Annotated in this window: 8 protein-coding genes and 1 pseudogene (1 of these 9 only partly in view); 2 read left to right on the top strand and 7 right to left on the bottom strand. The window is 45.4% G+C overall.

The features are described from left to right. The 5 genes and pseudogenes from HQK80_12475 to HQK80_12455 form a co-directional block, all read right to left on the bottom strand. Window positions 1–682, bottom strand: a pseudogene (locus HQK80_12475) (ABC transporter ATP-binding protein); it reaches 398 nt to the left of the window's first position. Between the two features lie 81 nt (window positions 683–763). Beyond that, window positions 764–2371, bottom strand: a complete 1608-nt coding sequence (locus tag HQK80_12470; GenBank protein MBF0223018.1) for an iron ABC transporter permease — start codon at window positions 2369–2371, stop codon at window positions 764–766. A 120-nt stretch (window positions 2372–2491) separates the two neighbouring features. Further along, entirely contained in the window at window positions 2492–3496 is a 1005-nt protein-coding gene (locus tag HQK80_12465) for an extracellular solute-binding protein (GenBank protein ID MBF0223017.1), read from the bottom strand. A gap of 68 nt (window positions 3497–3564) precedes the next feature. Further along, window positions 3565–3990, bottom strand: coding sequence for a transcriptional repressor (locus tag HQK80_12460; GenBank protein MBF0223016.1), 426 nt, complete (start codon window positions 3988–3990; stop codon window positions 3565–3567). 146 nt (window positions 3991–4136) lie between these two features. Then, window positions 4137–5261: an NADH:flavin oxidoreductase gene (locus tag HQK80_12455; protein MBF0223015.1), complete on the bottom strand. Its 1125-nt coding sequence runs from the start codon at window positions 5259–5261 to the stop codon at window positions 4137–4139. A 170-nt stretch (window positions 5262–5431) separates the two neighbouring features. Here HQK80_12455 and HQK80_12450 point away from each other — a divergent pair, with 170 nt between their 5' ends. Both HQK80_12450 and HQK80_12445 read left to right on the top strand, forming a co-directional pair. Further along, a complete protein-coding gene (locus HQK80_12450) occupies window positions 5432–6745 on the top strand; it encodes a spore maturation protein (protein MBF0223014.1) in 1314 nt (437 codons plus the stop codon). Then, entirely contained in the window at window positions 6736–7464 is a 729-nt protein-coding gene (locus HQK80_12445; GenBank protein ID MBF0223013.1) for a sulfite exporter TauE/SafE family protein, read from the top strand. Before HQK80_12450 ends, HQK80_12445 begins: the two co-directional genes overlap by 10 nt. Before the next feature lie 48 nt (window positions 7465–7512). Here HQK80_12445 and HQK80_12440 read toward each other — a convergent pair whose 3' ends face one another. Together HQK80_12440 and HQK80_12435 are read right to left on the bottom strand one after the other, a co-directional pair. Further along, entirely contained in the window at window positions 7513–7935 is a 423-nt protein-coding gene (locus HQK80_12440) for a response regulator (GenBank protein MBF0223012.1), read from the bottom strand. Window positions 7936–8000: 65 nt separating this feature from the next. Continuing rightward, entirely contained in the window at window positions 8001–10772 is a 2772-nt protein-coding gene (locus HQK80_12435) for a response regulator (protein MBF0223011.1), read from the bottom strand. Window positions 10773–10866 lie beyond the last annotated feature (94 nt).

Here is a 10866-nt window from a genome sequence, read left to right as displayed (position 1 = left end):
GTCGATGATAGCGATTATAGGCATTGTCCCATTGCAAAAGGTCTCCACAGCAGACAACGCCTATTTTATCACCAATTGCAAAGGCTTCATGTTGGTTGTGAGTAACCATAATGGCTGACATGCCGTAGCGCAGAAGAATTTCACGAACCTCGATTGATAGTCGCTCCCGCAAAGTGACATCAAGGTTGGAAAAAGGCTCATCCATTAAAAGTAAAGCTGGTCTGGGAGCTAAGGCTCGTGCCAAAGCAACCCGTTGTTGCTGACCGCCCGATAGTTCATGAGGATACTGTTTTTTAAATCCCGACAAACCAGTAATCAACAGAAGGTCTTCAATAAAACCATGCTGCTCTTTTCTTGATACAGGATTAAGCCCAAAAACTATATTTTCATAAACTGTCAGGTGCGGAAATAAGGCATAGTCCTGAAACACCATCCCGATATTTCGTTTGTCGGCGGATATGAATGATGAGGAAGACGATACGACCTTACCATTGATACTGATTTGACCAGCGGTAATACTTTCAAACCCGGCGATGGCTCTAAGAATTGTGGTCTTTCCGCAGCCACTTGGCCCAAGAAGACAGCCGATCTCCCCCTCATTGAGCGAAAAAGATAAGTCTTTGATAATAGGTGTGTCATTGTATGATTTTTTAATATTGGCAACTTCAAGAATAGGGTTCATAGTTTTTCCTTAATGTTAACTGTCAGTCGTACAGTTTGAACCTTTATTTTTTCGTAACAGGCTTTACAGACATCAAACCGCTTAGGCATCTACTTGCTTGGTTAGAAAAACTACTGGAATAACTCCCCCTGCTATTAAGATTGCAGCTGGAATGGCCGCTCGCTGCCATTCCCCCTCAGACGTCAGCTCATAGATCTTCACCGCCAAGGTGTCCCAGCCGAAGGGGCGGGTCATAAGGGTGATTGGCATCTCTTTCATTACGTCGATAAAGACGAGAATTGTTGCTGTAAATAAACCCTTTTTAAGAATTGGCACGTGCACTCGGGCAATCATCTTTACGCCAGTGACTTTTAATGAGCATGCAGCTTCATCAATGCTTTTACTCAACTGTTTTAAGGCGGAGTTCACTGGATTAAAACCTGCTGCCATGAATCGGACAGCATAGGCTAAAATCATAGTGACAACAGTGCCTTGAAGAAAGGCAGAACTCTCCAAGCCGGCAATGCCAAACAAAAATACCAGTGCTTTGTCAAACCAGGTTATCGCAATAAAAAGGCCTACCGCAAGCACTGTGCCGGGAAGGGCATATCCCAATGTTGCGGTTTTGGTAATTACAGAAATAAAGGTATTGGGGTAGCGTCGCTGTGTGTACGCTAACACCATTGAACAAATCAGAATAAAAAGAGCCGCCATCAACGATAACACCAGTGAATGCCCCACGAGTGCAATATAGGAGGAATCGAACCACTCTCTTTCGCGAAAACACCAGATAATAATCTGGATAAGCGGTATGACAAAGGCGATAAGCAGTACTGCGGAAGAGATGCTAAAGGCCAGCCACTTCGTGGCGCCTTGCAAACGGATTCGTTTCACCTGGGTTGAATGTTTGACTGATTCGGCAAAATGCCTGTTTTTCCTTGTTTGTTGTTCCAATAGGATTATTACAAAAACAATCATTACAAGAATTGAGGAAATCTGTGCTGCGACTTCAATTGAAAAAAAGCCGGACCATGCCTTATAAATTGCGGTTGTAAAAGTATCGTAATTGAAAATCGAAACTGCCCCGAAATCTGCGAGGGTCTCCATTATAACCAAGAGAACTCCCCCGGCAATCCATGGTCTTGCCATTGGCAGAGCAACACGGAAAAAAGCGCTTCTGTTGGAGCAGCCAAGTGATTGAGCGGCTTCCAAAAGACTTTTTCCGTGTGAAACAAACGCCCCTCGAGCCAGCAGATAAACGTACGGGTATAACGCAAGACTCATGACAATAACAACACCGAGAGTTGATCTGATTTCAATGTTCCAAGAAAGACCTGCGCGCCGGATTAGACTCTGAACCGGACCGACAAAATCAAACAAGCCCAAAAAGACAAAAGCCAGAACATAGGTTGGGATGGCCAGCGGCAGAAGCAGTGCCCATGAAAAAAATCTGCGGCCAGGGTAGTCGCAAACACCGGTAAACCAGGCCAGAGTTGTGCCGAGTATACCAGTTGTAATTGCAACACCAGAGCATAGAAGCGCAGAATTTTTGAACAGGTCTGCCAAGATGGTCTCGACCATATGTTGCCATATCTCCTGCGCCGAGTGTTTCCAGGAACTGAAAATGACAACCAGCGGCATAACCGTAAGCGCAACTATTGCTAGACTAAAAACCAACAGTATTGATACTTTTCTATTGTCAGTTCGCATGATAAAAGGGTTGCTTTGTTAAATTGAGCTTCGACATGGTGTTATAGTTATATTTTGATGATACGGGTCTTGAGTCCAGTAACTCGAGGCAGAAAGTCAAACCCCTGTCCTCTGTAAACCCTATTTGTATCCCGCCTTGTCCATAAGCATGACAGCTTGTTTTTGCATAGCGCCTGCATTTGTTAAATTAGTGAGGTTTTGCTTGAAGAGGCCCCACGCAGCAACGGTGGGGTGAGGCAGATTTTTACTATTGACAGGGTACTCCATATTAATATCGGCAAAAAGATTTTGTGCATTTTCTGATGACAACCACTCCAGGAGCTTAACCGCTTCGTCGCGATTTTTCGTGTGCTTGGTGATACCTGCGCCCGAGATGTTAACATGGGTGCCTGATGTTTCTTGATTTGGCCAGAAAAGAGCTAAGGGGAGATCTGGGTTTTTATTCATCAAACGGCCAAAATAATAGGTATTAACAATTCCGACATCCCCAAGACCCGCAGCAACACTTTCAAGGACTTTCGTGTCATCTGAAAAAGGGTTGGCGGCTAAGTTATCGATCCATCCTTTAATAATTGCAGAGGCTTTTTCTTCGCCATGCTCACTTATAACCATTGCCACAAGCGATTGATTATAGACCTTTTTAGATGTTCTAAGTAAGAGGCGGTTTTTCCATTTTGGCGTCGCCAACTCTTCATATGAACTTAATTCAGCGGGATTTACAGCACTGGTGTTATAGACAATGGTTCGAGCTCGGACTGAGAGCCCAAACCATTGACTGTCAATATCTCGAAGGTGGCTTGGAATATTGGTTTGTAAAATTGCAGATTCGACAGGTTGCAAAACATTTTCCTGAGCTGCATGCCACAAATTACCCGCATCAACTGTGATCAGCATATCAGCCGGGGTGTTTTTTCCTTCAGCTTTAAGGCGTTGAAGTAGCGCAGGGGCCTTGTCCGTGAGAAATTTAACCGCAACCCCTGTTTGTTTTTGATATTCGTCAAAAAGCGGTTTTATGAGATGTTCTTTTCGGGCAGAGTAGACAACAAGCTCTTGTGACAAGGCATGCGAGAACTGTCCTAAAAACAGGCTGATAACTGCGATTAACAAAATGATTCGTTGTTTCATGATTAACTCCTTCTCTTTCAGTTTCCTGGAAAATGAAATTCAATTTCAAGTAAAGGGCAAAAAAAATGCTATTGGCAATCTTGGCACCTGCCAAAAATTTCTAAACGATGTCGACTTGGGGCAAATTTATATTTTTTGCAGAGTTGTTCTTGGATTCTTTCGAGTTTGGGGTCAAGTACTTCGATAACTGCCCCGCATTGTGTGCAAACAAGGTGATCGTGGTGTTGAGTGCCATACTTTAATTCATAGCGGACGATTTTATCTCCAAAATTAACCGGCTTGGCAATTTTTGCCTCCGCCAGCAATTTAAGAGTACGGAATATAGTGACCTGACCAATTGACGCCTCTTTTTTTCTGACCAGGGAATAGAGCTCTTCAACACTGACATGACGCCCTGCTTTAACAAACTCTTCGACAATCAGATCCCGCTGCGCGGTTTGTTGCAGGTTCTTATTTTTTAAAAATGTTTTGAATGCTTCTGTTGCTGTGACCATAGCCCCTCTTCGGAAAATGAAATTCAATTTCACTTATCTTCTTCAGCAACTTACACCCGAAAAAAGATAAGTCAAGTTTTTTGCTGAAAAAATATTTCGAAAACGGTGCACGAAACGGAAGTATCACCCGCTTATATGATCAACAATCAATGCGCCGTTTTCTGTTTTTCCTGTTCTTTTTTCTCAGCAACACAGTAAATTCCACCCTCTTTTACACCGGGCATGAAACAGCCGTTACAGGAGATGCACTTGGCGGCAGAGGTCTCTCCTTCCCGCCAGCGTTTTGCCAAGCCGGGTTCACGAATCAATGGTCTGGCAAGAGAAACGTAATCAAGGCCATCCTCAAAAAGAGCCTTTTCAATGACGCCAAGGCTTCTCATGCCGCCAACCACCATAACCGGGCAACCTACCACAGCCTTTATCTTTTTGGCCAGCCCCAGGTGATATCCTTCCTGAGCAGGGTTTTTGATCTTTGCCCGGGCGGGACTCTGATCTCCAGAAGCTGGTGTCCCACCACTCACTTCAATGGCGTCAATCCCCAGCTTATCCAAGGCCTTTGCGGCATAAACCGCATCTTCAAGCTGGAATCCACCGTCAAGAAAATCAGCGCAATTAAGCTTTATCATAACAGGATAGGCCGGCCCGACCGCATCACGTACCGCTCCATAAACCTCCATCATAAATCGGCAGCGGTTCTCCAAACTGCCGCCGTATTCATCGTCGCGCTTATTGGTTAATGGCGATAAAAACTGGTTGATCAGATACCCATGCGCGCCATGAAGCTGAACCGCATCAAAGCCATATATCTTGGCCCGAACCGCACTTTGGGCAAAGGCGCCGACAATCTCCCTTATCTGCTCTTTAGTCAAGCTCTCCGGTTTTTCTGAAAACTGTGCCGCTTCAACTGAAGAAGGGGCCAAGGGTGTTTGTCCAGCAGTGGCAGAATCGGTCTGGCCACCTGCATGCACCAGCTGAATACAGATTTTACCCCCTGCATCATGCACTGATTTAGTCATTTTATGCATATCATCGGCAAAGTCATCCACATGAATACCCATCTTGCCAGGCAGTTGTTTGCCCTCAGGTCGGACAAATGCATAACCGGAAATAATCAGACCAACGTCACCTTCGGCAAGTGTTTTATAAAAATCAGCCAGCTTTTTGGTTGGCCTGCCATTTTTTTCACACATGCCTTCCCAGGTTGCAGATCGGACTAATCTATTGTTAAGAGTCATTCCGTTGATTGTTGTCTGTTCGAACAATTTACTCATCATGGACCTCCTTTGATTTCAGTTTTTGCATAAATCTATACCTTGATTAACCATACCTCCCGCTAAACACACAACAATTTTTTTCCGTACTGGTTGTATGTCACCTGACAACAGGAAAAATTTAGCAGGAATGACTTTTCATTCCTGTTTTTTACAGTACAATGCCCGCCATGAACCAAAAACCGTCCGCAATCAATATTATCTGGATGGCGATGATCCTTATCGCAACGCTTACCGCTGCCTATACCGACAAAATGCCGGAGGTAACTAAGGCCTCTTTTGACTCCGCCAAAAGTGCCGTAACTTTAGCTATCGGACTCATTGGACCGATGGCCCTCTGGCTCGGCATAATGAAAGTTGCCGAAGCCGGCGGCTTAATGCGGATTATCGCCCGCTGGCTTCGGCCGGTTATGATCCGCCTGTTCCCCGATGTCCCGGCAGAACATCCAGCCATGGCCGCCATGATTATGAATATGGCCGCCAACACCTTGGGCTTAGGTAATGCTGCGACCCCTATGGGGATAAAGGCCATGCAGGAACTCGAAAAACTTTCTGCCGAAAAAGGAACCGCCACCAATGCCATGTGCCTTTTTCTGGCCATAAACACCTCGAGTGTCACACTTTTACCATTAGGCGTCATCACCGTTCGAGCTGCAGCAAATGCCTCCGCGCCATCGGCAATATTGATTCCTGCAATTTTTGCAACAGCCTGTTCCACCCTGGTCGCTATTCTTGCCGCAAAACTAATGGCGAAAAACTCGCCTCTTACTTTGTCCAGCACAACATCTACTCTAGAGCCCGTAACGCAGGACAAAGAGAGTATCTCCCCTGAGCCTGAAAAGACTGATCTCTATCCTCCCAGCACGGCCGGAAAAACGTTTGTCTGGCTGCTTATCGCCGCGTTTACGGTGGCGATCTTCTATAGAATAGCCAATAGCCCCAACGGCTTTTCCTTTTCGGCCGACACCTTTAACACCGTATCCAACTGGCTTATTCCGGTGTTGATTTCAACCTTTTTGATTTTTGGCTATTTTCGTGGTGTAAAACTTTATGAAGTCGTAACCGATGGAGCTAAAGAAGGCTTCAATACCGCTGTAAAAATAATCCCCTTTATGGTCGCCATCTTTGTGGCTATCGGCATGTTTCGGGCAAGCGGGGCCATGGATATTCTTATCCAGCTTTTCGCCCCCTTCACCGAGCATATCGGGATGCCTGCTGAAGCCCTGTCGATGGCGCTTATGCGGCCTTTGTCCGGCAGTGGCGCCTTTGGCATCATGAGTGAAATTGTCAACAATGGCCCGGACTCATTTTTATCGTTTCTTGTTTCAACCATGCAGGGCTCCACCGAAACAACATTTTATGTCCTGGCAGTATACTTCGGGGCTGTAGGCATTCGCCGCACACGCCATGCACTCCCCGCCGCCTTATGCGCCGATGCCGCCGGCATTATTGCCTCAGTCTTTATCTGTAATTTATGGATATAAATTTTCTGTGGCTGGCCGCCACGTTACTGCTTGCAGGTTTCACCCAAGGGGTCTCCGGTTTCGGAGCGGCTCTGGTCGCCATGCCCCTGTTAACCCTTTTTATGGACGTCCAGACCGCCGTTCCTCTCTACCTGCTGCACGGCGTTGTCATCACCGGCTATCTCTCATTTCAACTGCGACAGCATTTTGAATGGCCTAAAATCAAACCCCTCCTGCTGGGCAGTCTGCCCGGCATTGTTCTTGGTATCTATCTCCTCAAACGTTTTAACAGCAGTGTTCTGCAATCATTGATGGGGGCTTTAATCTTTTCCTATGCCCTATACAGCCTTACCTGTAGACCACAACCGAAAAAATTAGCACCCTTTTGGGCTTACATAGCTGGTTTTTTTACCGGAGCGATAAGCAGTGCCTTTAGCGCTGGTGGACCACCAACGGTCATTTACGTCACCCTCTCTGGTTGGAATAAAGATGTCTTCAAGGTCACACTATCTGTATTTTTCTTCATTACAGGAGTGCTCACCGTGACAGGCCATGCCCTGAGCGGCTTAACAACGATACCAATACTTAAGCTTTTTTTGGGGTCAGTGATTTTTACCGTAGTCGGAGTCTGGCTCGGCTCACTCTGTTACGGTAAGATACAGCGGGAAACCTACATTAAAATCATGCTGTGGATGCTGGTGGGTATGGGAGTTTTAATGATGGTGGGTCGTTTCCTTTGAGAAATATTCATTATTCTCAAGTGATGTTGTGGATTTCTGGACAATGGCTTAGTATGTTTTTGGAAAGTTTTCCTGGACATAGTTTAAGAAAACCTTTCGTAAACAGGCGGCAATTGGTTCTTTGGTAAATGGTTTAATAATGTAGCCTGAGCAGCCTGCAGTCACACAGGTGGTGATATTGTCCTTGTCTTTATGCGATGTCACCATGATAATCTTTGCCCTTTTGGCCGGAAGAATGTTCATAGTGTCTTCGATATCCTTTATCTGCACAAGTACATCAACACCACTCATTTCATGCAGGGTAATATCAAGAGTTATAATGTCGTACGGAGCACGAGCCTGCCACGCTTTATTAAATAGATCTATGGCACTGGCACCATCTGCCACCATATCGCATTCACCAAAATTCTCCATGATGAGCTGCATCTTCTTCTGGCTCATCTTTTCATCTTCGACAATAAGGATCCGCACTATTTTCGCTCCCAGTCAACTCGATATTTTAGGTTCAGTTGAATAAAGCACTTTTTTCGTTTCCATCATGACGCTCTCAGCGTCTGTACTGCGTCTCGGTAATATAACGCAAAACGATCTATTTCCTCTTCCAGTTTTTCCAGGGCACGGCCAACGTTTTCCACTTCGCCTGATTTTCCAGCATCTTCAAGAACTGCCGCAGCGGTAGCCATCGGCTCGGCAGTAATATTTCTGGCGCCTCCCTTTATCGAGTGAGCCTCTCTGGTAATGATTTCTAAGTCGCCTTCGGCAACAGCCTGGGTCATTGTCTCAAGCTGCTTTCTCACATCCAGGAGGAACTCATCGATTATCTCAATAACCACCTCTCGCTGTCCTTCGAACTCTTGAATAGCCCTTTCCAGATCAAGTGGGGGCTCAGTTGAAGGTTCATTGGCTGTTTCGGTCGCCGTCGGCTTCGAATCAGTTACATCCTGTTCCGCACTTAGCCACCTATCAATCATATCCGCGATAGCAATTTTTTTGAGAGGCTTCGCGATGTAGTCATCCATTCCCGCTTCGATACATTTTTCTCGGTCTCCTTTCATTGCATTGGCTGTCATGGCAATAATTGGCACATGTACCCGGCGGGATGATTTTTCGTGATCACGTATCGTGCGAGTGGCCGTTAAACCGTCCATTACTGGCATCTGTACATCCATGAAAACAAGATCGAAGTTGTTTTCCAGATAGGCCTTTACGGCCTGCTCACCATTTTCTGCAAGAGTAACCGTACAACCAAGTGACTTCAGGTGTGTTATCACCACTTTCTGATTAGTGGGGTAATCCTCCACGACCAGAATAGTAAACGCTCTGCTCAGCATCTCTGAAACAGAGTATTTGGTGATCAACTCCCCTAATACCCTGCTCGAATCCGAGCTTTCAAGTTTGATTACTTCAGCTACTGTTTTATAGAGATCTTTGTATGTAAAGGGCCAGCTTAGATAGGCGTCAACCCCTGTCGCTTGACATTTTTGACTGTCACCCCTGCTGCCGGATATGGTCGTCACAATAACCCTCATGTTGAAATTGTTGCCCTCTTTCAGGATCTTTTCAATAAGCTCGAATCCATCTATAGCATCCATTTTTCTTTCTACAACCAGCAGATCATAAGAGTGCTTTTTATCGTGGGTTCGGCTGAACATTTCCAGCGCCTGATTACCCTCAGCTATTTCAGTTACGGTTCCCCCAAATGAGGAAAGATAGTGGCTGACAACGTAGCGCAACGTACTATTATCATTGACAAGTAAGACAGTTTTACCCGAGAGGATCTCGTGGTCTGATTCCTTGATGGCCAAACCCTTCTTTCCTCTCTGCAGAGCAACCCTGAACCAGAAGGCCGCCCCCTTACCCTTCTCACTGGTCAGTCCGATCTCACCACCCATCAGTTCAACAAGTTGCTTGCTGATGGTAGTGCCTAGACCCGTTCCACCATATTTCCTGGTGGTTGAAGAATCTTCCTGGGTGAAGCTCTCAAAGATATTGGCCTGTTTTTCCGGGGAAACTCCTATACCGGTGTCCGTCACTTCAAAATAGAGAGTAACGTCATTGTCAGTCTGCTCCAGAACTACCACTTTTATAAAAATCTCCCCGCCCTCTGGGGTAAATTTCAGAGAATTGCCGACAAGATTAGTCAATATCTGCCGGAGTCTTGTCGGGTCGCCAATCAACTCTGTCCGGAGATCAGGTGATAAAAAACAGTAGAGGTTAATACCCTTTTCTTGCGCCTGGAGAGCAAAACTTTTGAAGAAGTTGTCCAGCAGAAGTCTGAGGTCGAAAGAGATATTCTCTAATGTAAGTTTACCGGCCTCAACCTTTGACAGGTCCAGAATATCATTGAGCAGGGTATTGAGTGAATTTGCCTCGTAAGAAATGGTTTTAATTATACCTCTGGTCGTTTCGTCACCGGCCTCTGCCATACCAATCTCTGCCATGCCAATAATACCATTCATTGGGGTTCGGATCTCATGACTCATATTGGCAAGGAATCCGCTCTTTGTCTGTGAGGCTTTTTCAGCTTTTTCCTGTTCGTTTTGTAGTTCCTGAACCCGAAAATCAAGAATACTCATCAAGGTATTAAAATGCTCGCCAATGGAGGAAATCGGGTCGTTCGTCGCTGTCTTGAAGACCTCGCATTGCTCGCAGTGTTCAATTTTGGCAGGAATTTCTCCCCCGCACGAATCACCACAGAGCGTGAAAGGAACCTGCCAACACCGTAAGTTTTTGGACTTATAGCAGGGGCAGTCCTTTTTTAGACACTGCTTGATCTCCCAGCATTTACCTAAATGGTCGTTTATAAACCATCTATGTGTTTCACCCATGTATGACTGGCGCATCAGGGTATTGATCTGACTATTGGCTTCTATAATTCGAGTGTTGGAAAGACTTAAAGCCTCATGAGCTTCTTTACTGACCGCTACCTCTTCTTTTAACTTCTTATTAGCTATTTCCAAATCACCAGTCCGTTCGGCAACAAATTTTTCCAGATTGGCATTGGTTTTCTGAATCGTAGCTATTGTATCTTTGGACAGTCCCATCACCAGTAAAACAAAAAAGGCGCCTCCCAAAAACACCCCGCCCACAAGAAGCTCGAGAGGAAAATTAATATCCGTTAACAAAATGACGATAAAACCTAGATACCCAATCAGGAAAAAAAATATTAACCCGGTCAAGGTCATCCATTTCCAGTAAAATTCTTTGGGAACTCTGGTATAGACCTTTATACTGAGAACCATGGACGATAGTAAAAAAATAGCCCCAAAGACAACAAGAACTATCGGGATAACAGCACTCACAATCATTACATACACCCTCTTCTAATATCCATATGGAAATCCATCTTAGAAAAGGCTATCACAAAAATTGTTGGATGTGAAACCATGTTATTTTCTGACA

Source organism: Desulfobulbaceae bacterium (assembly GCA_015231515.1).
Classification (GTDB): domain Bacteria; phylum Desulfobacterota; class Desulfobulbia; order Desulfobulbales; family VMSU01; genus JADGBM01.
The sequence above is the reverse complement of the archived record's forward strand: the minus strand, read 5'-3'. Positions and strand labels throughout refer to the sequence as shown.

What these genes read in the sequence shown, in the direction of transcription:
- HQK80_12465 (MBF0223017.1), bottom strand. Translation starts at nt 3,496, where the DNA reads ATGAAACAACGAATCATTTTGTTAATCGCAGTTATCAGCCTGTTTTTA.
- HQK80_12470 (MBF0223018.1), bottom strand. Translation starts at nt 2,371, where the DNA reads ATGCGAACTGACAATAGAAAAGTATCAATACTGTTGGTTTTTAGTCTA.
- HQK80_12435 (MBF0223011.1), bottom strand. Translation starts at nt 10,772, where the DNA reads ATGATTGTGAGTGCTGTTATCCCGATAGTTCTTGTTGTCTTTGGGGCT.
- HQK80_12450 (MBF0223014.1), top strand. Translation starts at nt 5,432, where the DNA reads ATGAACCAAAAACCGTCCGCAATCAATATTATCTGGATGGCGATGATC.
- HQK80_12445 (MBF0223013.1), top strand. Translation starts at nt 6,736, where the DNA reads ATGGATATAAATTTTCTGTGGCTGGCCGCCACGTTACTGCTTGCAGGT.
- HQK80_12460 (MBF0223016.1), bottom strand. Translation starts at nt 3,990, where the DNA reads ATGGTCACAGCAACAGAAGCATTCAAAACATTTTTAAAAAATAAGAAC.
- HQK80_12455 (MBF0223015.1), bottom strand. Translation starts at nt 5,261, where the DNA reads ATGAGTAAATTGTTCGAACAGACAACAATCAACGGAATGACTCTTAAC.